The organism is Congregibacter variabilis (genome assembly GCF_045689235.1).
GTDB lineage: Bacteria > Pseudomonadota > Gammaproteobacteria > Pseudomonadales > Halieaceae > Congregibacter > Congregibacter variabilis.
In genome coordinates this window covers 2,580,331-2,599,350 of sequence record NZ_CP136864.1, presented here as the reverse complement: position 1 = coordinate 2,599,350, position 19,020 = coordinate 2,580,331, and the positions used below count along the sequence as shown (strand labels likewise).

The window sequence follows — 19,020 nt, the reverse complement described above, 5'->3', positions numbered from 1 at the left end:
GGAACTTTCCTTGATTTAGCACTCTAATACTGAGAGTGCTAGAATCCGTTCCCCGTTTTGGAGTAGGCCGTGACAGGACTAATGACTACACCGATGACAGCTACAACTTTTGATAATGCCTTTGGCGCTGACGATCTTGAAGTGGCGTCTGTACCGGGCACACAAATGTTGGCCGTTGACCAAATGGTTCCCGGCGCCAACCTTGCTGCTTATGTACAGGCTGTTGGCCGTGTGCCCGTGCTCAGCGCAGAGCGAGAGCACATGCTGGCAGAGAAACTGTTTTACGACGGTGACGTGCAGGCTGCTCGGGAGCTGGTCATGTCGCATTTGCGTTTTGTTGCGCATATTGCACGCAGTTATCGTGGCTATGGTCTCGCAGAAGCCGATCTTATCCAGGAAGGTAATGTGGGCTTGATGAAGGCGGTCAAGCGCTTTGATCCCACCAAGGGCGTGCGTCTGGTGTCTTTTGCCGTGCATTGGATCAAGGCTGAAATCCACGAATATATTTTGCGCAATTGGCGCATCGTGAAGGTCGCGACCACTAAAGCCCAGCGTAAGTTGTTCTTTAATCTGCGCGGCGCAAAGAAATCTCTGGCGTGGCTTAGCGCTGACGAAGCAAAGGCGGTGGCTAATGACCTGGGTGTCGATGTTCAGGAGGTCCACCGCATGGAGGGTCGTCTGAGTAGCCACGACGTGGCCTTTGACGCGCCCGCAGGTAGCGACGATGACGAAGGTTGGCAGGCCCCGCAGTACTATTTAGAAGATCGTTCCGCAGATCCCGCCATCGACGTTGAGGACAGCGAATGGCAGGCGGACAGCCAGGCACAGTTACACGCTGCGATCGCAGATCTTGATGAACGCAGTCGTAATATTCTTGCCCAGCGATGGCTCACCGACGATAAAGCGACACTGCATGAACTGGCTGCAGAGTACGGTGTGTCGGCAGAACGTATCCGTCAGCTTGAGCAGGCCGCCATGAAAAAGATTCGGCAGGTTCTGATCGCCTAATTGTTTTAGGTGATGCGAAGGTGCTGTGGTACCGGGACTCTTTCATTACTCGATTGGCGCTATAGATGGCACAGCTAGCATTTTTCTTGGGGGCACTTGGCGGTCTACTGGGGGTTGCCTTCGGTGCCTTTGGTGCCCACGCACTCCGCGATCGTTTTGATGCCTACTCTCTCAGCGTTTACGAGACCGCCGTGCAGTATCAGTTTTTTCACAGTCTTGCGCTTCTTGCGGCAGGCCTTTTGCTTGCCCAGTTCCCTTCTTCGATGCTCCTCAAGTCCAGTGTGTTCTTGTTCCTGCTGGGCATCGTGCTGTTTTCCGGCAGCCTCTATATTTTGAGCTTTTCGGGCCTGCGCTGGTTGGGCGCAGTTACGCCCCTTGGCGGTTTGGCATTCATTGCAGGATGGGCCTGTCTTGCTGCCGCTGGATGGCAGCTGCTGGGCCAATGATTCGGTGACAGATAGTTCGCTAAAACAGCGGCGCATCAAGAGCTTTGTACTCCGTGCCGGGCGCATGACGGAGGCTCAGCAACGAGGCTTTGATGAGGGCTGGCCGCTCTGGGGTATTGATTACACGCCCGAACTCCTTGATTTCGACGCATTGTTTGGTGCTGCCGGTGAGCGCGTGCTCGAGATCGGCTTTGGCATGGGGCAGTCCCTGGTGGATATGGCCGCTGAACGACCCGCTACACAGTATTTGGGTGTGGAAGTCCATCGTCCAGGTGTGGGGCGCCTGCTTCACGGTGCTTTGGAGCGAGACCTGAATAACATCCGGGTAATGTGTCACGACGCGGTAGAAGTTCTTGAGAACTGCATCGCGCCGGGATCTTTACAGCGCGTGCAAATTTTTTTCCCCGACCCTTGGCACAAGAAACGCCACAACAAGCGGCGCTTGATCCAGCCGGAGTTTACCGAGCTATTGGTGTCGCGCCTGAGCCCCGGTGGCGTGTTGCATCTGGCAACTGATTGGGAGCCCTACGCTGAGCATATGCTAGAGGTGCTCAATGCCGCCTCGTCTCTTGAAAACTGCGCGAGTGACGGTACTTATGTGCCGCGGCCGCAAGAGCGCCCCCTTACAAAATTTGAGCTTCGAGGTCAGCGTCTGGGGCATGGCGTTTGGGATTTACTCTATCGCCGCTCAAGCGAAGCTTAGGACTCGACGAAAAACGCGCCCACAACATCGTCTAAAAAGCGCCGTCCAAGTTCAGTGGTACTGATCTGGCTTTGATTATGATTTAGCAAACCCCGATCTACCAACCGTGTCACCGTGGTCTCAATGCGCTGGGCGTCCAGTCCCGTGCGAGCCTCGAATAGTTCCAGACTAAAGCCTGCGGAGAGTCGCAGCGCATTGAGCATGAACTCCCCCTGCCTGTCGCTTTCACCGAGCCAGCGTATAGCTCGCCGCTCAGTGCCTCCGGTCGCCAGATAGTCATCAGGCTGCCGGGTTTTGTTGTAGCGAAAAACTTGACCGTGTTCTGTGCTGAGCTTGCCATGGGCTCCAGCACCGATGGCCAGATAGTCGCCAAAGCGCCAGTAGTTGAGATTGTGCTGACACTCCTGCCCCGGCTGCGCCCAGGCTGATACTTCGTACCGCTGGTACCCCGCTGCACTGAGTAAGCGCGCGCCTTCATCTTCGAGGTTGCCAAGGATAGACTCCGAGGGAAGCCGCGGTGGATTTGAATAAAAGCGGGTGTTGGGCTCAATAGTGAGCTGGTACCAGGAAATATGCGGTGGCTTCAGGGCCAGGGCGCTGCGTATGTCTTCAAGTCCCCACTCCAGACCTTGCATTGGAAGCCCGTGCATGAGATCAATGTTGTAGCTGCGTGCTCCCGATGTGCTGGCTGCGGCTGCCGCACGGCGGGCCATATCACTATCGTGAATACGCCCCAGAGACTGCAGGCAGGTGTCGTTGAAGCTTTGTATACCTAAGGAAAATCGTGTGACTCCGGCCTGGGTGTATCCCTGCAGGCGAGCGGTCTCGACGCTGCCGGGGTTGGCTTCCATGGTGACTTCTGCACGCTCGGCCAAGCCAGCGCTGCGTACCGCGTCCAGAAGCCGGGAAATGGCGTCTACGCTAAACAGACTTGGCGTACCTCCACCAATAAACACGGTGTCTATCTCGCGACGCTGATCCTGCGTTTCCTTCAGTAAATCTTCAATGAGCGCGTCAGTATAGGCAGTCTCGGGAATCTCCGGGGCCTCGTGAGAATTGAAATCGCAGTAGGGGCACTTGCGTTCGCACCAGGGGATATGGATGTACAGTCCGAGCTGGGGCGCTTCCATTGAGTGTAAGGTTTTCAGTGCTGACCAAGCAGCGCGAGCATATCTGCGGCGGCGCGCCCGCGATGACTGATGGCGTTCTTCACTGCCGGGTCCAGCTCCGCTGCGCTTACGCCGTGGCTGGGTACAAAGAAGAGCGGGTCATAGCCAAAGCCGGCATCGCCCTGAGGCTCCCGAAGAATCACGCCTTCCCAGTGCCCCTGTGCTATGAGTGGCACTGGGTCCTTGGGATGTCTTAGAAGTACCAAAACGCAATGAAAGCGCGCCTGACGTAAGCCGTCAGGGACCTCGGCCATCGCTTTTATGAGTTTGCTTTTGTTTGCTTCGTCATCGCCGTCACTGCCTTCGGCATAGCGCGCAGAATGCACTCCGGGAGCCCCAAGCAAGGCATCGACTTCCAGGCCGGAGTCATCGGCGAGTGCCGGCAGGCCGGTCTGCTCCGCCACGGCCCGCGCCTTTAGAATCGCATTTTCGACAAAGGTCAATCCAGTCTCTTCTGCGGCGATGACCTTAAATTGAGATTGGGGGCGGAGATTGACCGGCAGCTGAGCAAACAGGCGTGCCAGTTCTACGACCTTTCCCTGGTTGCCCGTTGCGACAACGATGTCTCCCGAAACGGTAAGCCCAGGAGGCATAGCGATAGCGTCAGTCATTGATGTACATCTGCTGCTTGAACTCAACGCTAAAAGTTTCCTCGGTGCCTTCAGGTGAAAAGTTAATCTCAAAGAAGCGCCATTCCCGATTGATAAACTTGAACTCACCGATGTAGTACAAGGCGGGACCTTCGCGCACCTCAATAAAGTCAAAGTTCACTTGTGATTGAGTGAGGTCCCAGCTTCGACCTTCCAAAGACATCTCCCGGGCCGCTGTGCTGCCGTCGGCCAAATGCTCTCGCAACGACAGGTTAATGATGGCTCTTCGACTACCCCTGGCAAGTCCGTATTGCGCTGCTACTGCTGGTTCTATAAACGTTGTGTTTACAACACTGTAGTGCAATTCATAATCGCCAAAGCGCTCTGACAATTGCGCCTGCGCTGATCCACAGAACATAAAGCAAAGCAGTGGCAGTGCTCTCAGCCATCTGTGTAAGCTAAGCAGACTCTGTGTTCGGGTATAGGTTGTTCCTGAAGGGGTCATCATATTCACCGGCTGATGTGGTAGATCGCTGTTGTTGCAAAAAGGTTGGGCCAGCGGCGCGCCAGGCTGGTACCGCGCTCATTACCGCCGATCATGTCTCTCCCCAGAATTTGTATCCCCCGTTGACGGCAAAGTGTCTCGAAGTCCCGCACAGTGCAGAAGTGGATATTTGGCGTGTTGTACCAGTCGTAGGGCATAAATTTGGAGACCGGCATGCGTCCTCGGGTTGCCAGATGCACACGGCTCCGCCACTGACCAAAATTAGGAAAAGTCACCACGCACTCCCGACCAACCCTGAGCATCTCTTCCAACACCTGATCCGGGAATTGCACTGCCTGCAGGGCATGGGCCATGACGACCATGTCAAAACTGTGGTCGGGGAAGTTGGCGAGCCCATCGTCGAGGTTTTGCTCGATGATATTCAGGCCACGACCCAGTGCCGAGGTGATCGCGTCGGGATCGATCTCGATACCCATAACGCGGGCATGGCGCTCCTTTTGTATCAACGCCAGAAACTCACCGTTGCCACAGCCCAGGTCCAGAACACTGGCTCCGGATTTTATCCAGCGCAGGATGTGGGTAAGGTCCTGGCGCATCAGACCTCGATCCTTTTCAGGTAGGCATCAAGCACGGCGAGATAGCGCGGGATGGGCAACAAAAAGGCATCGTGGCCTTCATCAGCCTCAATCTCCGCATAGCTTACCGGGCGCTCCGCAGCCAGTAGAGCATCGACGATTTCTCGGGATCGCGCCGGTGAAAACCGCCAGTCGGTAGAGAAAGACAGTACGAGATAGTCACAGCTTGACCGGGAAAATGCGGTAATAGCGTCACCGCCGTAGGCTGCCGTTAAATCGAAGTGGTCCAGCGCGCGGGTCATCAGTACATAGGTGTTAGCGTCGAACACCGATGAAAACTGCTCGCCCTGATAGCGCAGATAACTTTCGATCTGAAACTGCGGTGCGTCAGAGTTTTCGTCGTCCGGATGACTTGGCTGGAGTTCCCGGCCAAAGCGCGAGGCCATGGCATCGTCCGAAAGATAAGTGATGTGCCCCACCATTCGCGCCAGGGCAAGACCCTGGGTCGGCTGGGTTCCATTTTTCAGGTAGTGGCCGTCCGCAAATCCCGGATCAGACATAATGGCGCGGCGAGCGATCTCGTTAAAGGCAATGTTTTGGGCACTGAGTTTCATCGCCGCTGCGATCACTACACAATGACGCAAGCGCTTGGGATAACGCAGGGACCAGGACATGGCCTGCATTCCACCCAGGCTGCCTCCGACTACCGCCGCCCAGCAGTGAATACCCAGACGATCCGCCAGCCGCGCCTGTGCATCGACCCAGTCATCAACTTGAGGCTGGGGGAAGTCCGGCCCAAAAACCTCTCCGGTCTGTGGGTTTATTGTGGTTGGTCCTGTGGAGCCATGACAGCCACCCAGATTGTTTAGGGATACGACAAAGAAGCGCCGCGTATCAATGGGTTTTCCCGGTCCAATACAGGCGTCCCACCAGCCCGGCTTACGCTCGTCTTCACTGTGATAGCCGGCGGCATGGTGGTGCCCCGACAACGCGTGACAAATCAGGATGGCATTGCTGGCATCGGCGTTGAGTTCGCCGTAGGTTTCAAAAATCAGCTCATAGGCCGGCAAATTGCGCCCGCACACAAGACTGAGCGGCTCGTCAAAGCGCTCAATGCGGGGGCTAACTATGCCGACGGAGTGTTCCTGCACGGGGCATCCCTGGCCTTATATGCCCATTACCAGAGCCGGGTGAAGGCCCAGGCCCGCGGCAAAATTCCGCAGGGCGATTTGCACAATATTAATAATGATGAAAACCAGAATCGGCGAAAAATCCATGCCGCCCATGGAGGGAAGCATTTTTCGAAACGGTGCCATGACTGGCTCGGTAATCTGAAACATCAGGTAAGCGGCGGGATTTGAGGTTCCCGGCGCAATCCAGCTGAGGATGATCATGCCCAGAAGGGCGAAAAAGTAAATCTTCACCAGAAGACCAATGACGCCGATGACAGACCAGGCCAGCAGCAGGCTTACCGGCGGTAAGCCAGCGCCGTTTAGCAAGAGCATAGCGGCAATGCCCAATAACTGTATGACCACCGCAAGCAGCAGCGAAGCAAAATCAAGCCGGCCCCGCGCAGGAATCAGGCGTCGCATAGGCACAACTATGGGATTTGTAGCGCGGACCAGAAACTGGCAAATCGGATTGTAAAAGTCTGCGAGCGACAGCTGAAGGATAAAGCGCATAAGCATGATCAACAGATAGATCCCAAGCACGGTCTGGATCAGGTATACGAGAATTTCGTTAATTGTGTTCATGGGCTTCCATTGTTGAACTACGCTTGCTTAGGGGTTTCTGGACCTAGGATAGTTCCCGGCCCATTTCTTCGGAGCGTGCATAGCATTCCTGCATCGCCTTACTCACTATATGTTCCAGACCGGCTGCACTAAAAGCAGCTACCGCTCGTTCTGTTGCGCCATTAGGGCTGCAAACGCGTCGGCGAAGTTCTCCGGCGTCAACATCGCCCTCTGCCAGCATACGACCCGCCCCGATGCAGGTTTGAGCACATAATGTACGCGCCGTTTCCTCGTCCAGACCCATACGTTGGGCCTCGGCAATCATCGCCTCCATAAACTGGAAGAAATAGGCGGGGGCTGACCCAGCTACAGCCGTGACAGCGTGCAATAAGGTTTCGTCCTCGACCCAGCGCACTAATCCGACGGCGCGCATAACCTCCTCGGCGCGCTGACGGTTTGCTGCGCTCACCGATGCCCGGGCGAAAAGGCCGCTCGCCCCTGCGGCTAGCTGCGAGGGTGTGTTGGGCATGCAGCGAACAATGTCGGCCCGACCACCGCTCCAGCGATGCAGGCTGTCTGCCGCGACTCCGGCGGCTACGGAAATCACTAATTGCTCTGTGCGAATAACTGCTGCAAGTTCTTCGCAGACGCTCTGCATGATTTGAGGCTTTACCGCCAGAACGATTACGTCAGCGGTTTCGACAACGCTCAGGTTGTTTTTCGACAAGGTTACCAGGCCCAGTTGTCGGAGCTCCTCGAGAGGGCCCTCACTGGGATTGCTGGCACTGATGGCGTCGGCGTCCACGCCGCTTGCGATCAAGCCGCTGATAATGCTGCGTGACATATTGCCGGCGCCGACAAATGCCGTAGTAAATGCGCTCACGGGATCGTCCTGACTCGCTGTGAATTAAGGCGCGCCAGTATACATCCTGGCTACCTGACGCTTCACCTGTGTCGAGCACCGAAGATGGCGGTGCCAATGCGCAGCATATTACTGCCCGCCGCTACGGCTGCCTCCAGGTCGGCGGACATACCCATAGATAAAGTATCCATCGATGGATACCGTGATTGAGCGTCTCTAAAGAGCTCCGCCATGCGGTCGCAGGCCTGCTTTTGAGTATCAAAGTCGTCTGAGGCTGCAGGAATCGCCATTAAGCCGCGCAACTTCAGATTGGGTAGTTCCGTAGCCAGGGCTAACAGTGGGGCGAGGTTCTCGGGTGCTACTCCTGATTTACTGGCTTCTTTGGAGACGTTCACCTGAATACAGATATTGAGCGGAGCCTGCTCGGGATCGCGATGCTCACTGAGCCTGCGCAGGATTTTCTCCCTGTCTACGCTATGGACCCACTGGAAACTCGCAGCAATGGGGCGGGTTTTGTTGGATTGGATAGGCCCGATAAAGTGCCAGGTGAGTCCCAGATCTGCGCAGCTGTGGATTTTATCCAGTGCTTCCTGAAGATAATTCTCTCCAAAGTCCACCAGCCCTGCATTTGCCGCCGCTCGCACAGCTTCTGCCTGCTGGGTCTTGCTGACGGCCATGACACGAACGCTCTCAGGGCGGCGATGGTATTTTTCCACCGCATTACTTACCTGTTGGAGCACCTTTGCTATATTGGCGGCAATAGAATCGTTGTTCATGATGCTATGTTAGCTGAGCTGGCCTGAAGCGACACTATCGTAACGGCCAGTTAGTCGGCTGGTTGCTCATGGTTTTTGAACAACGTGCCTTACAGATCAACAAAGGAGTGTATGGGCGGCTTATGGATATTACCGAACTGCTGGCGTTTAGCGCCAAACAGGGTGCGTCGGATTTGCACCTCTCCGCAGGCCTGCCGCCGATGATTCGTGTCGATGGCGATGTACGTCGTATCAACCTGCCTCCACTTGAGCACAAGCAGGTGCACGACCTGATCTACGACATCATGAACGACAAGCAGCGCAAGGACTTCGAAGAATTTCTGGAGACTGATTTCTCCTTTGAAGTACCGGGTGTCGCGCGCTTTCGTGTAAACGCCTTCAATCAGAACCGCGGTGCCGGCGGCGTGTTTCGAACCATTCCCTCCAAGGTGCTCAGCATGGAAGACCTGGGCATGGGGCAGGTGTTTCGCGACATCAGCATGATGCCCCGGGGTTTGGTGCTAGTGACTGGTCCGACGGGTTCAGGAAAGTCTACGACGCTTGCCGCGATGATCGACTTCATCAACGATCACAAATACGAGCACATTCTTACCATTGAGGACCCGATCGAATTTGTTCACGAGAGCCGAAAGTGCCTGGTAAACCAGCGCGAGGTCCATCGGGACACGCTGGGCTTTGCTGAAGCACTGCGTAGCGCACTTAGAGAAGACCCGGATATCATTCTAGTGGGCGAAATGCGTGATCTGGAGACCATTCGCCTGGCGCTTACCGCCGCCGAGACGGGGCACCTGGTGTTTGGCACCCTACACACCACATCAGCGGCCAAGACCATTGACCGTGTGATTGACGTGTTCCCCGCCGCAGAAAAATCCATGGTTCGCTCTATGCTCTCCGAGTCATTGCAGGCCGTAATTTCGCAAACCTTGTTGAAGCGTACTGCCGGAGGCCGGGTAGCGGCGCACGAGATCATGCGAGCGACGTCCGCAATTAGAAACCTTATTCGAGAGGACAAGGTGGCACAGATGTATTCCGCTATCCAAACGGGTCAGGCTGTAGGAATGCAGACCATGGACCAATGCCTCAAGGAGATGGTCGACAAGCGAGTTATCTCTAGGGATATTGCGCGCGAAAAAGCCCGTATGCCGGAAAACTTCTAGAACGGGAAGAGCCCCGATGGTCTCTCTCAAAACCAAGCTTTGGAGCATTGCTCATGAAAATTGACGAACTGTTCGCGAAGATCGTAGAGGCCGGTGCTTCTGATGGTTTTGTAACGGCTCGGGCCGCGCCATCTATCAAGGTCGATGGAGAAATCCGCGCGCTGAGCAAGGAGAGCCTCAGCGAGGAGCAGGCCCGGGAACTGGTCTTGGCAACAATGTCCCCTTCGCAGCAAGAGGACTTTATGCGTGATCAGGAATGCAACTATGCCGTGTATTCCGAGGATCATGGGCGTTTTCGGGCCAGTGCTTTTGTGCAGCGCGGGCAGTACGGTATTGTTTTACGCCGCATCAAAGATGAAATTCCGAAGTTTGGTGAGCTGGGCCTACCACCGATTGTTGCGGAGCTTGCCATGGCCAAGCGCGGCCTGGTGATTTTTGTGGGTGGCACAGGAACGGGCAAATCCACCTCGCTGGCGGCAATGGTTGGGCACCGCAATCGCCACAGCCGAGGGCATATTCTGTCTATCGAAGACCCTATCGAGTTTGTCCATGACCACGCCGGCTGCCTGATCACCCAGCGTGAGGTGGGTATTGATACGGACTCTTTTGAAACAGGTCTGCAAAATGCGCTTCGGCAAGCCCCCGACGTCATTCTTATCGGCGAGGTGCGTTCTGCAGAGACCATGGCTCACGCCATGAGCTTCGCGGAGACAGGCCATCTGTGTCTGTGCACATTGCACGCTAACAACGCCAACCAGGCTATTGACAGAATTTTGAGTTTTTTCCCCGTGGAGAGACATGATCAGGTACTTATGGACCTGTCTTTGAACCTCAATGCCATGATCGCACAGCAGTTGCTGCCCAAAGCCACGGGTGAGGGTCGCGTGCCGGTAATGGAGGTGTTGCTCAATTCGCCGCTTATCTCCGACCACATTCGTAACGGACAGGTGCATTTAGTCAAAGAAGTGATGGCTAAATCGACAGAACAGGGCATGCAAACTCTCGATCAATCGCTGTTGGCCAAATACTGTGATGGTGAGATTACCGCTGAGGAGGCGATCCGTTGTGCTGATTCTGCTAACGAAGTGCGCCTGGGTATTAAAATGTTCGACAAGCGCAAGAGCAATTACTCAGCTGGTGTAAGCCTGCAGGTCGATCGCTAGCCCACCTGGCAAGCTTACTGCTGGCCCAACCAGTCGCGCAAAATCAGCTCTGCAGCCAGATCATCCACAGGATGTTCCCGGTAATCACCGCGATGCCCCGCCTCTTTTTGCTGCTGTTTCACCTCGAAACTGCTCAGGCGTTCATCTACCATTTCTACGCTCAGGCCCATCCGGCCTTCGAGGCGACGGGCGAACTTTCGCGCTCGCTGGGCGAACTCGCTGACCGTGCCATCCATGTTGAGCGGGTCGCCTACGAGTAAAAGGTCAGGCTGCCATTCCTTACACAGTGCGCTTACTTCGTCCCAGTTTGGCTGGCCATCGCGAGCTCGAAGGATGGATAGCGGCTGAGCAGTGCCAAGGCCTGAATTACCCACGGCCACACCAATTTGGCTCAGGCCATAGTCGAAGGCGAGTACCCGCAGTGACGATGTTTTGTTGGTCACTTCAGGCGTGACCCGCCTGAGTGCTCATGAGATTCATGTCGATACCCAGAACCGAAGCGGCTGCCGCTACCCGATCCTCGATGGCCGTATGAAAAATGATGTGTTTATCTGCAGGCAGGGTGAGCCAACTATTATTGGCGATTTCTTCTTCCAGCTGTCCGGCGGACCATCCCGCATACCCCAGAGTAACGACAAAATCCTCGGGTCCTTCTCCGCAGGCGATGGCCTTGAGCACATCCCTGGACGTCGTCAGCTGGATTTCCGATGTGACTCGCAAAGAAGAATCCCAGCGTTTACCGCCGCCGGGGTGGAGCACGAATCCGTGATCAATCTGTACGGGGCCTCCGGCAAGCACAGCCTGGTCGTTGAACTTTGGGTCTGCAGAAATATCCAGATGATCAAAAATCTCGCCTAGTGACAGATCCAGCGGCTGATTAATAACAATGCCCATGGCACCGGCTTCACCGTGTTCACAGATGTAGGTGATGCTGCCGCTGAAAAGCCCTGAATCCAGACCGGGCATTGCCAGTAAAAAATGGTCTCTAAGACTGTCGCTGCTAGATACCTTCAAGGTGTTTTCTCCCGCGATATCTGTAGTGCCAAATTGAACTCGTCTGTGGGGTAATGATCGCGACATACGTTTAATTTGAGCTTAGCGGGTTTTGTTCGAATTGCCATGTGCGCACAATTTCCAGCTTGTCTGTTGTAGCACGCAGTTCTTCGGGAAACGGTGAATATGGCGCCGCCATGCGAACGATACGCATGGCTGCTTCGTCCAGTACGGCGTAACCTGACGATTGAAGAATCTGAATGTCCTCCAGGCTTCCATCGCTGCGCACCGTGACCAGCATTTCGAGACTGCCGTAGATACCGTAGCGTAAGGAAGCTTCGGGATAATACTGGTTGCCCACGTTTTCTACCCGGGATCGCCAGTCTGCGAGATAGGCGGCGTCTACCGCGGCTCTTGCGGACACGGCGGTGAGACGTCGAACACGAGGCTGATTGGAATACTGTTGGCGCTGCGCATTGAGATCCGCCTGTAGCTGCGCCAGCTTCTGGCTGAGTCTCGCCAGCTCTCGCTCGGCCTCTGGCAGGTCTTCGAGGTTTTGCTGTTCCCCAGTACGATCGACGACCTTGCGTTGGGCACTCGTTGCGGTCACCGCCGGCGCTGCCAGACGTTCACGTCCTGAATTAGCTGTGGTTTGACGCTGGGCGCTCTGTGCAATGGGCTGCGGTAATGCACTTTGTGCTCCGGATGCTCGATCCCTTAGTGCCTCACTGCCGCTACCCATCTGATCCGCCTGAGCGATGTGGTCCGCGCTAACAGGCCGCTTGCCGGGCGTTTGTACCAAGGTTACTTCAACCTGATGGCGTGCTTTCTGGCCACGCCAAACGTCAAAGCTGACTCCGAAAATCAGCAATACATGCAGGGTGCTGGCAATCAATACAGCCAGCATTAGTCGGTCGTTGCTGTCGCTTACGGCAGCGGTCATTCCCTAGACGCGACGGTTAAGACGTTTTTCGATGGCGGTCATCAGTTGACCGGCGATGTCGGTGTCGTATGCAGCGTCAATTTCTCTGATGCAGGTCGGACTGGTGACGTTGATTTCCGTAAGGTAGTCGCCAATAACATCCAGGCCTACAAAGATAAGACCTCGCTCCACAAGCGATGGGCCTACCTGCGCAGCGATCCAGAGGTCGCGCTCTGATAGCGGCTGCGCCCGTCCCGTGCCACCTGCGGCGAGGTTTCCCCGGGTTTCTCCCTGGGAGGGAAGTCTGGCCAGACCATAGGGGATGGGCTTGCCCTCGATCATCAGGATACGTTTGTCGCCGTCTTTGATCTCGGGCAGGTAGCGCTGCGCCATGATGGTTTGCTTGCCAAACTCTGTGAGTGTTTCGAGAATCACGTTGAGATTGGGGTCGTCCGCCTTCACACGAAAGATCGAAGTACCCCCCATGCCATCCAGAGGCTTAAAGATCACGTCACCATGAGTTTTGTGGAAAGCTTTTAGTTGCGCGGTATTACCGCTGACCAAAACCGGTGGGCAACATTCTGGAAACTGCGTGGCAAAGACCTTTTCGTTGCAGTCCCGTAAGGAGTGACATCGATTGACAATCAATGTGCCCAGCCGCTCGGCGGCCTCCAGAATGTAGGTGGCGTACACGTACTCGTTGTCAAAAGGCGGGTCCTTGCGCATGAGGATGACATCTAGATCTGCAAGGGATTGATGGCTTGCCTCGCCGAGGCTGTACCAGTGCTGAGGATCTCGAAACACTTGCAACTCGGCCATACGACCCAGTGGCGCGCCCTGATCAAGAGAAAGATCACCGGGCTCCATATAAAACAGAGACCATCCGCGGTCGGCGGCTGCCCATAGCATAGCCATGGTGCTATCTTTTTTGTAGCTGATCGCAGAGATGGGATCCATCACCACGCCTAGTTTTAAGCTCATGCGCTTATCTCAATGTTTAAAGAGCCACCCTACGAAAAGCCTTGCATGGCCGCAAGCATCACGTGCTCAAATCGCCCCAACGGGACTGCGCCACGGCGAGTCCCACAAGGGGAGCGGTCTCGGTGCGAAGGATGCGTGGCCCGAGCTGAAACGCCGTAAATCCGGCATCGCTGGCGCTGGATACTTCCGAATCACTGAATCCACCTTCCGGCCCTACCAGCATTATCAGTGACAGGCATTGCGTCGGGAGTGCTGCGTTATTTGCCAGAGGGTGCAGAATCAAGCGCAATGTGGCGTCGTGCTGCGCGGCCTTGCTCAGGGTTTCTGCATAAGAGGTCGGCGCTGCTATGACGGGGAGTCGGTTTCGTCCGCATTGCTCGCAAGCGCTGATGGCAACTCTTTCCCAGTGGTCACGTTTTTTTGCCAGCCTTTCGCCGTCAAGACGAACGCCAGTGCGTTCGCTGATCATCGGCCAAACTTCATCGACGCCAAGCTCGGTGGCTTTTTGAACGATGGTGTCCATGCGGTCGCCTCGGGACAGGGCGATGATTAGGACGGTATCCAGAGGAGATTCCCGGGGAGGTTCAGAAAGATCGCGAACGCTCACCGACACGCGGTCTTTATCGACGGCGGTGATCTGCGCCTGAGCTTCTGCCCCGCTCCCATCAAACAGGTAAAGAGAGTCCTCGACCCGCATTCGCAGGGCTTTAGCGATATGCCGTGAGGGCTCTTTCTCGAGCACAATGCTTGCACCCTCGCTCAGCGCTTGCGCGGTAAAAAAGCGTGGGCGTAGCATCGCCAGACCAGGTTTACAGGCCGAGATTTCTGCAGATCTGCAGAGTCGGCTGAGTTTGGTTCATGGTGTAAAAATGAATGCCCGGTGCGCCACTTTCCAGAAGTGTCTGACACAACTGGGTCACTACATCGATGCCGAACGCCCGAATGCTTTCCTGATCGTCGGCAAAGCCTTCCAGACGCTTGCTAATCCAGCGGGGAATCTCTGCACCGCAGTTGCGCGAAAATCTCGCCAGATTGGCATAGTTGGTTATAGGCATGATCCCGGCATAAATAGGCTTATCAATGCCCAGCGCAGCGCAGCGATCCAGAAAGTAAAAGTAAGCCTCTACGTTGTAGAAGTATTGGGTAATAGCACTATCTGCACCAGCATCGAACTTGCCCTTGAGGTATCGAACATCGCTTTCATAGCTTTCTGCCTGGGGATGAATCTCCGGATAGGCAGCGACTTCGATATGGAAGTGATCTCCGGTGCGCTCGCGGATAAACGCGACCAGTTCATTGGCGTAAACCAGTCGAGCACCGCCTCCGGCGCCCGAAGGTAAGTCGCCCCGCAGTGCCACCAGACGATTAATCCCGGCGGCTTTGTAATCCTCAAGCAAGGCCCCGATTGTGGCCTCGTCATCAAGGCCAAAACTCAGGTGTGGCGCCACAGACAAGCCCTGTGCGTTCAGGCCTTCCACGATGCCCCGGGTGTTATCCCGGGTTGATCCCCCGGCGCCGTAGGTCACCGAGAAAAACTCGGGACCTATGGCCTGTAACTCCGGGGTGGTTACGTTCAACAGCTTCTCGCGTCCCGCATCTGTCTTGGCCGGGAAGTACTCGAAGCTGATTGCTGCGGACTTGCTCATGCTGACCTCAGTACTTGTAGTCCTGACCTTTGAAAGGTCCCTCTACCGATACGTGGATGTAGTCGGCCTGCTCTTTAGTGAGCTTGGTTACCACGCCGCCGAAGCCTGCCACCATGTGTGCGGCAACTTCTTCGTCGAGTTTCTTGGGCAGCACTTCAACCTTCACTGCGGAGGGCTTCATGTTGTCTTCAAGGTCGGCAAAACGACGCTCAAAGAGATAGACCTGAGCCAGTACCTGGTTGGCAAACGAACCGTCCATGATGCGTGAGGGGTGACCTGTCGCATTACCCAGGTTAACCAGCCGACCTTCGGAAAGAAGGATGAGGTGGTCGTTGCTGGCCTGATCACGGTACACCTTGTGTACCTGTGGCTTGATTTCTTCCCAGTGCCACTCGCGACGCATAAAAGCCGTGTCGATTTCGTTGTCGAAGTGGCCGATGTTGCAAACCAGCGCGGCGCTTTTGAGCGCAGCCAACATACGAGCGTTACATACGTTGTAGTTACCAGTGGTAGTTACCAGCAGATCAGTTTTTTGCAGCAAGTCACGGTTGATGCAGGCATCCGTGCCATCATCAACACCATCGATATACGGTGAGACGACTTCGTAACCATCCATGCAAGCCTGCATCGCGCAGATAGGATCGACTTCGGTAACGCGGACAATCATGCCTTCCTGGCGCAGAGACTGCGCAGAGCCTTTGCCTACATCGCCATAACCGATAACCAGTGCACGTTTACCGGACAGCAGGTGGTCTGTGGCGCGCTTGATGGCGTCGTTCAGGCTGTGACGGCAGCCGTACTTGTTGTCGTTCTTGGATTTGGTGACCGAATCGTTAACGTTTACGCAAGGTACTTTGAGTGTGCCAGCTTCGAGCATCTCATAAAGACGGTGCACGCCTGTGGTGGTTTCTTCGGTAATGCCGTGGATGTTCTCAAGCATCTGAGGGTATTTATCGTGCAAGATTGCAGTAAGGTCACCGCCATCGTCCAGCACCATGTTAGCGTCCCAGGGCTGACCGTCTTTCAGAATGGTCTGCTCGATACACCACTCGTACTCTTCTTCTGTCTCACCTTTCCAGGCAAAAACCGGTACGCCGGATGCCGCAATCGCCGCCGCCGCATGATCCTGTGTAGAGAAGATGTTGCACGAAGACCAGCGCACCTCAGCACCGAGGTGGTTCAACGTTTCGATCAATACGCCCGTCTGAATAGTCATGTGGATACAGCCAAGAATCTTGGCGCCTGCCAGAGGCTTGCTGTCGCCATACTGCTCGCGCAAAGCCATCAGCGCCGGCATTTCGCCTTCGGCGATTTCCAGCTCGCGGCGGCCCCAGTCGGCAAGGCTGATGTCGGCGACGCGGTAGTCGGGGGTGTTGTCTAACTTGGTTACGGTGCTCATGTGGTGCTCCCAGTTGTTACTTTAAAAATGTGTGTGCGTGATATGGGTCTGGACGTATTGGCTGCTCAAAGCGCTGCTTTAAGTGCGTCTGCTCTATCAGTACGTTCCCAGGTAAAGTTCGGCTCTTCGCGACCAAAGTGTCCGTAGGCCGCTGTGGCGCGGTAAATGGGACGCTTCAGGTCCAGCATCTCGATGAGGCCCTTGGGTCGCAGATCAAAATGCTCGCGCACCAGGTCAACAATCTTTGCGTCATCAATGCGACCGGTACCGAAGGTGTTGATGGAGATCGAGGTAGGCTCGGCAACGCCGATGGCGTAAGAGACCTGGATTTCGCAGCGGTCTGCCAGACCCGCGGCAACGATATTCTTGGCAACGTAGCGCCCGGCGTAGGCCGCAGAGCGATCGACTTTGGATGGGTCTTTGCCCGAGAAAGCGCCGCCACCGTGACGGGCCATGCCGCCGTAGGTATCAACAATGATTTTGCGTCCCGTAAGTCCGCAATCGCCGACAGGTCCGCCAATGATGAACTGGCCCGTGGGGTTAATGTGGTAACGGGTGTCTGCGTGCAGCCATTCGCCGGGCAGAACTTCCTGGATGATCATTTCCATCACCGCTTCACGAATGTCTGGCTGTGAGATCTCTGCGTCGTGCTGGGTTGATAAGACAACGGCATCAATGGCAACAGGCTTGCCGTTGTCGTAGCGCAGAGTGACCTGGCTTTTGGCGTCGGGACGCAGCCAGGGCAGCGTGCCGTTTTTGCGCAGTTCAGCCTGACGTTGAACCAACAGATGCGAGTAGTAGATCGGTGCAGGCATCAGAACGTCGGTTTCGTTGCTCGCATAGCCAAACATCAGACCCTGGTCGCCGGCGCCCTGCTCTTTACTCTCGTCTTCATCGACGCCCATGGCGATGTCGTGGGACTGCTTGCCGATGGCATTGAGTACTGCGCAGGAGGCGCCATCAAAACCAACGTCTGAGCTGTTGTAGCCAATGTCCAGAACAACGTCGCGAACGATTTCTTCAAGATCAACATAAGTGCTGGTGGTGACTTCGCCCGCTACGACGACCATGCCGGTCTTGACCAGTGTTTCCACGGCTACGCGTGCATCGGGGTCATCAGTAAGAATGTGGTCCAGAACCGCGTCGGAGATTTGGTCCGCCATTTTGTCCGGGTGCCCCTCGGAGACTGACTCCGAGGTAAAGATGCCGTATTCGCTCATGTTTTGTCCTTATACCGATCTAAGATGTAATTTTCGCCGCGCCAAAGAGGCGCAGTTGAAGTTTGAATCCATTGCGCTGACCCAGATAGCTGCCGGTCAGTTCTTGCAGGCCAGCAGATATTGCCCAGTCCTGAATCATTTCTGGTGCGAAGCCCAGCCATAGGTCGCCGCAGTTTTCCCGAGTCCAGCCCTGTCGATGCTCGCAAAGCTCTGTGACTAGAAGGGCACCGCCGGGTGCCAGGGCGCTGGCGGCTTCGCGCAAGGTGGCGGCGGGGTCCGGGGTGTGATGCAGCACCATGTTTATGACGATTAAGTCAGCCTTCAGGGATTTCAGCGCGCTATGGCTGGTATCGCCCAGAAGGAATTCAACATTGCTCAACTTTTGAGCTGCCGATCGTGCGGTCTCCAGCATGGCCGGGGCGTTGTCTAACGCAATAACACGTTCAAATTGTGCACTCAGCCGCGGAAGCAGCCAGCCCTCACCGGGTCCGACCTCCAGCGCCGTGGACTGCGTAGCTACGGGAAGTGCATCGAGCAGGCCGTTCACTGCTGCCGCATAACGCTCGGGAGCTGCAATGAGGTCCTGCTGTTCGCGGAATCGTGCGGCATTGTTAGTAAAGAAATCTCGGGAGTTTTGTTCCCGCTGACGCTGCAGATCCCGCCGCCGCGCTTCTTCGGCATCATCAAGGTCCAGCGTGTCCGCTGCGGCCAGTAGCGATTGCTGCAGTGCCGCGAAGGGCTCATCCCCGGCGAATTCGCGACGGCGGTAAAAAATGTGATTGCCGTCCCTTTGACTGCTGAGCAGCCCGGCGGCGCTCATGAGCTTAAGGTGGTGACTCAGCGCAGGCTGACGAACGTCGAGCACGGTGCACAGCTCCGACACATCCATGGCATCGTGTCGCAAAATTCGCAGTACGCGCAAACGCAAGCTGTCTGCAGCAGCCTTACACAGACCCGCAAGCACAGCTTGGGCGTCAGGCGCTGCGTCCAGGGGCAGATTTGTAGACACGACAGAATTCATAGCGCGCGCAGTGTAGCAGCAAAAAAATCTATATCAAGGAATTTTGATATAGATTCAGGGTGTGCATTTTGCCGCAGCCGGCCGTGATTGTTTACCCTCGGCGCCGCTTGCCCGATAATGCGCGCCCCGCGATTACTCCTCAGGAACCATC

Annotated in this window: 22 protein-coding genes; 5 read left to right on the top strand and 17 right to left on the bottom strand. The window is 55.7% G+C overall.

Annotation, left to right across the window (positions count from 1 at the left end):
• Nucleotides 1–165 precede the first annotated feature (165 nt).
• The 3 genes from rpoH (at nucleotide 166) to trmB (ending at nucleotide 2,157) form a co-directional block, all read left to right on the top strand.
• Nucleotides 166–1,008, top strand: coding sequence for an RNA polymerase sigma factor RpoH (gene rpoH, locus R0135_RS11455; protein ID WP_407349915.1), 843 nt, complete (start codon nucleotides 166–168; stop codon nucleotides 1,006–1,008).
• Between the two features lie 65 nt (nucleotides 1,009–1,073).
• A complete protein-coding gene (locus tag R0135_RS11450; protein ID WP_407346987.1) occupies nucleotides 1,074–1,454 on the top strand; it encodes a DUF423 domain-containing protein in 381 nt (126 codons plus the stop codon).
• Nucleotides 1,455–1,518: 64 nt separating this feature from the next.
• Nucleotides 1,519–2,157: a tRNA (guanosine(46)-N7)-methyltransferase TrmB gene (gene trmB, locus R0135_RS11445; RefSeq protein WP_407349913.1), complete on the top strand. Its 639-nt coding sequence runs from the start codon at nucleotides 1,519–1,521 to the stop codon at nucleotides 2,155–2,157.
• On the opposite strand, the gene hemW is transcribed toward trmB, so the two are convergent.
• The 8 genes from hemW to R0135_RS11405 all read right to left on the bottom strand — a co-directional run bounded on the left by hemW (nucleotide 2,154) and on the right by R0135_RS11405 (nucleotide 8,367).
• Complete coding sequence (gene hemW / locus R0135_RS11440; RefSeq protein WP_407346986.1) at nucleotides 2,154–3,287, bottom strand: radical SAM family heme chaperone HemW; 1,134 nt, start codon at nucleotides 3,285–3,287, stop codon at nucleotides 2,154–2,156. The genes trmB and hemW overlap by 4 nt on opposite strands.
• 14 nt (nucleotides 3,288–3,301) lie before the next feature.
• Nucleotides 3,302–3,937, bottom strand: a complete 636-nt coding sequence (rdgB, locus tag R0135_RS11435; RefSeq protein ID WP_407346985.1) for an RdgB/HAM1 family non-canonical purine NTP pyrophosphatase — start codon at nucleotides 3,935–3,937, stop codon at nucleotides 3,302–3,304.
• Nucleotides 3,930–4,424: a DUF4426 domain-containing protein gene (locus tag R0135_RS11430; protein WP_407346984.1), complete on the bottom strand. Its 495-nt coding sequence runs from the start codon at nucleotides 4,422–4,424 to the stop codon at nucleotides 3,930–3,932. The genes rdgB and R0135_RS11430 overlap by 8 nt, the downstream gene beginning before the upstream one ends.
• Before the next feature lie 2 nt (nucleotides 4,425–4,426).
• Nucleotides 4,427–5,017, bottom strand: coding sequence for a methionine biosynthesis protein MetW (gene metW, locus R0135_RS11425; RefSeq protein ID WP_407346983.1), 591 nt, complete (start codon nucleotides 5,015–5,017; stop codon nucleotides 4,427–4,429).
• Nucleotides 5,017–6,147: a homoserine O-acetyltransferase gene (locus R0135_RS11420; RefSeq protein WP_407346982.1), complete on the bottom strand. Its 1,131-nt coding sequence runs from the start codon at nucleotides 6,145–6,147 to the stop codon at nucleotides 5,017–5,019. The genes metW and R0135_RS11420 overlap by 1 nt, the downstream gene beginning before the upstream one ends.
• A 15-nt stretch (nucleotides 6,148–6,162) precedes the next feature.
• The gene (locus R0135_RS11415) at nucleotides 6,163–6,750 is read right to left on the bottom strand and encodes a YggT family protein (RefSeq protein ID WP_407346981.1); all 588 of its coding nucleotides are present in this window, start codon (nucleotides 6,748–6,750) and stop codon (nucleotides 6,163–6,165) included.
• A 43-nt stretch (nucleotides 6,751–6,793) separates the two neighbouring features.
• On the bottom strand, nucleotides 6,794–7,612 hold the full coding sequence (gene proC / locus R0135_RS11410; RefSeq protein WP_407346980.1) for a pyrroline-5-carboxylate reductase: 819 nt from the start codon (nucleotides 7,610–7,612) through the stop codon (nucleotides 6,794–6,796).
• A gap of 62 nt (nucleotides 7,613–7,674) precedes the next feature.
• Nucleotides 7,675–8,367 (bottom strand): YggS family pyridoxal phosphate-dependent enzyme, encoded by a 693-nt coding sequence (locus R0135_RS11405; RefSeq protein ID WP_407346979.1) that lies wholly within the window; start codon nucleotides 8,365–8,367, stop codon nucleotides 7,675–7,677.
• Nucleotides 8,368–8,489: 122 nt separating this feature from the next.
• On the opposite strand from R0135_RS11405, the gene R0135_RS11400 reads away from it, so the two are divergent.
• The gene (locus R0135_RS11400; RefSeq protein ID WP_407346978.1) at nucleotides 8,490–9,524 is read left to right on the top strand and encodes a type IV pilus twitching motility protein PilT; all 1,035 of its coding nucleotides are present in this window, start codon (nucleotides 8,490–8,492) and stop codon (nucleotides 9,522–9,524) included.
• 53 nt (nucleotides 9,525–9,577) lie between these two features.
• A complete protein-coding gene (locus tag R0135_RS11395) occupies nucleotides 9,578–10,687 on the top strand; it encodes a PilT/PilU family type 4a pilus ATPase (RefSeq protein WP_407346977.1) in 1,110 nt (369 codons plus the stop codon).
• A gap of 14 nt (nucleotides 10,688–10,701) precedes the next feature.
• On the opposite strand, the gene ruvX is transcribed toward R0135_RS11395, so the two are convergent.
• The 9 genes from ruvX to R0135_RS11350 form a co-directional block, all read right to left on the bottom strand.
• The gene (gene ruvX, locus R0135_RS11390) at nucleotides 10,702–11,130 is read right to left on the bottom strand and encodes a Holliday junction resolvase RuvX (protein WP_407346976.1); all 429 of its coding nucleotides are present in this window, start codon (nucleotides 11,128–11,130) and stop codon (nucleotides 10,702–10,704) included.
• A gap of 1 nt (nucleotide 11,131) precedes the next feature.
• A complete protein-coding gene (locus R0135_RS11385) occupies nucleotides 11,132–11,653 on the bottom strand; it encodes a YqgE/AlgH family protein (RefSeq protein WP_407349912.1) in 522 nt (173 codons plus the stop codon).
• Nucleotides 11,654–11,771: 118 nt separating this feature from the next.
• Nucleotides 11,772–12,623, bottom strand: a complete 852-nt coding sequence (locus R0135_RS11380; protein ID WP_407346974.1) for a TonB family protein — start codon at nucleotides 12,621–12,623, stop codon at nucleotides 11,772–11,774.
• Between the two features lie 3 nt (nucleotides 12,624–12,626).
• Nucleotides 12,627–13,583, bottom strand: coding sequence for a glutathione synthase (gene gshB / locus R0135_RS11375; RefSeq protein WP_407346973.1), 957 nt, complete (start codon nucleotides 13,581–13,583; stop codon nucleotides 12,627–12,629).
• A gap of 58 nt (nucleotides 13,584–13,641) precedes the next feature.
• Nucleotides 13,642–14,379, bottom strand: a complete 738-nt coding sequence (locus R0135_RS11370; RefSeq protein WP_407346971.1) for a 16S rRNA (uracil(1498)-N(3))-methyltransferase — start codon at nucleotides 14,377–14,379, stop codon at nucleotides 13,642–13,644.
• 13 nt (nucleotides 14,380–14,392) lie between these two features.
• Nucleotides 14,393–15,229 (bottom strand): methylenetetrahydrofolate reductase [NAD(P)H], encoded by an 837-nt coding sequence (metF, locus tag R0135_RS11365; RefSeq protein ID WP_407346970.1) that lies wholly within the window; start codon nucleotides 15,227–15,229, stop codon nucleotides 14,393–14,395.
• A gap of 7 nt (nucleotides 15,230–15,236) precedes the next feature.
• A complete protein-coding gene (gene ahcY, locus R0135_RS11360) occupies nucleotides 15,237–16,628 on the bottom strand; it encodes an adenosylhomocysteinase (RefSeq protein WP_407346969.1) in 1,392 nt (463 codons plus the stop codon).
• 65 nt (nucleotides 16,629–16,693) lie between these two features.
• Nucleotides 16,694–17,848 (bottom strand): methionine adenosyltransferase, encoded by a 1,155-nt coding sequence (gene metK, locus R0135_RS11355; RefSeq protein WP_407346968.1) that lies wholly within the window; start codon nucleotides 17,846–17,848, stop codon nucleotides 16,694–16,696.
• Between the two features lie 19 nt (nucleotides 17,849–17,867).
• Nucleotides 17,868–18,857 (bottom strand): ArsR/SmtB family transcription factor, encoded by a 990-nt coding sequence (locus R0135_RS11350; protein WP_407346967.1) that lies wholly within the window; start codon nucleotides 18,855–18,857, stop codon nucleotides 17,868–17,870.
• Nucleotides 18,858–19,020: the final 163 nt, after the last annotated feature.

What these genes read in the sequence shown, in the direction of transcription:
- R0135_RS11405 (WP_407346979.1), bottom strand. Translation starts at nt 8,367, where the DNA reads ATGAACAACGATTCTATTGCCGCCAATATAGCAAAGGTGCTCCAACAG.
- ahcY (WP_407346969.1), bottom strand. Translation starts at nt 16,628, where the DNA reads ATGAGCACCGTAACCAAGTTAGACAACACCCCCGACTACCGCGTCGCC.
- hemW (WP_407346986.1), bottom strand. Translation starts at nt 3,287, where the DNA reads ATGGAAGCGCCCCAGCTCGGACTGTACATCCATATCCCCTGGTGCGAA.
- metF (WP_407346970.1), bottom strand. Translation starts at nt 15,229, where the DNA reads ATGAGCAAGTCCGCAGCAATCAGCTTCGAGTACTTCCCGGCCAAGACA.
- R0135_RS11400 (WP_407346978.1), top strand. Translation starts at nt 8,490, where the DNA reads ATGGATATTACCGAACTGCTGGCGTTTAGCGCCAAACAGGGTGCGTCG.
- gshB (WP_407346973.1), bottom strand. Translation starts at nt 13,583, where the DNA reads ATGAGCTTAAAACTAGGCGTGGTGATGGATCCCATCTCTGCGATCAGC.
- R0135_RS11415 (WP_407346981.1), bottom strand. Translation starts at nt 6,750, where the DNA reads ATGAACACAATTAACGAAATTCTCGTATACCTGATCCAGACCGTGCTT.
- trmB (WP_407349913.1), top strand. Translation starts at nt 1,519, where the DNA reads ATGACGGAGGCTCAGCAACGAGGCTTTGATGAGGGCTGGCCGCTCTGG.
- R0135_RS11450 (WP_407346987.1), top strand. Translation starts at nt 1,074, where the DNA reads ATGGCACAGCTAGCATTTTTCTTGGGGGCACTTGGCGGTCTACTGGGG.
- metW (WP_407346983.1), bottom strand. Translation starts at nt 5,017, where the DNA reads ATGCGCCAGGACCTTACCCACATCCTGCGCTGGATAAAATCCGGAGCC.
- R0135_RS11395 (WP_407346977.1), top strand. Translation starts at nt 9,578, where the DNA reads ATGAAAATTGACGAACTGTTCGCGAAGATCGTAGAGGCCGGTGCTTCT.
- metK (WP_407346968.1), bottom strand. Translation starts at nt 17,848, where the DNA reads ATGAGCGAATACGGCATCTTTACCTCGGAGTCAGTCTCCGAGGGGCAC.
- rdgB (WP_407346985.1), bottom strand. Translation starts at nt 3,937, where the DNA reads ATGACTGACGCTATCGCTATGCCTCCTGGGCTTACCGTTTCGGGAGAC.
- R0135_RS11430 (WP_407346984.1), bottom strand. Translation starts at nt 4,424, where the DNA reads ATGATGACCCCTTCAGGAACAACCTATACCCGAACACAGAGTCTGCTT.
- rpoH (WP_407349915.1), top strand. Translation starts at nt 166, where the DNA reads ATGTTGGCCGTTGACCAAATGGTTCCCGGCGCCAACCTTGCTGCTTAT.
- R0135_RS11380 (WP_407346974.1), bottom strand. Translation starts at nt 12,623, where the DNA reads ATGACCGCTGCCGTAAGCGACAGCAACGACCGACTAATGCTGGCTGTA.
- R0135_RS11370 (WP_407346971.1), bottom strand. Translation starts at nt 14,379, where the DNA reads ATGCTACGCCCACGCTTTTTTACCGCGCAAGCGCTGAGCGAGGGTGCA.
- R0135_RS11385 (WP_407349912.1), bottom strand. Translation starts at nt 11,653, where the DNA reads ATGCCCGGTCTGGATTCAGGGCTTTTCAGCGGCAGCATCACCTACATC.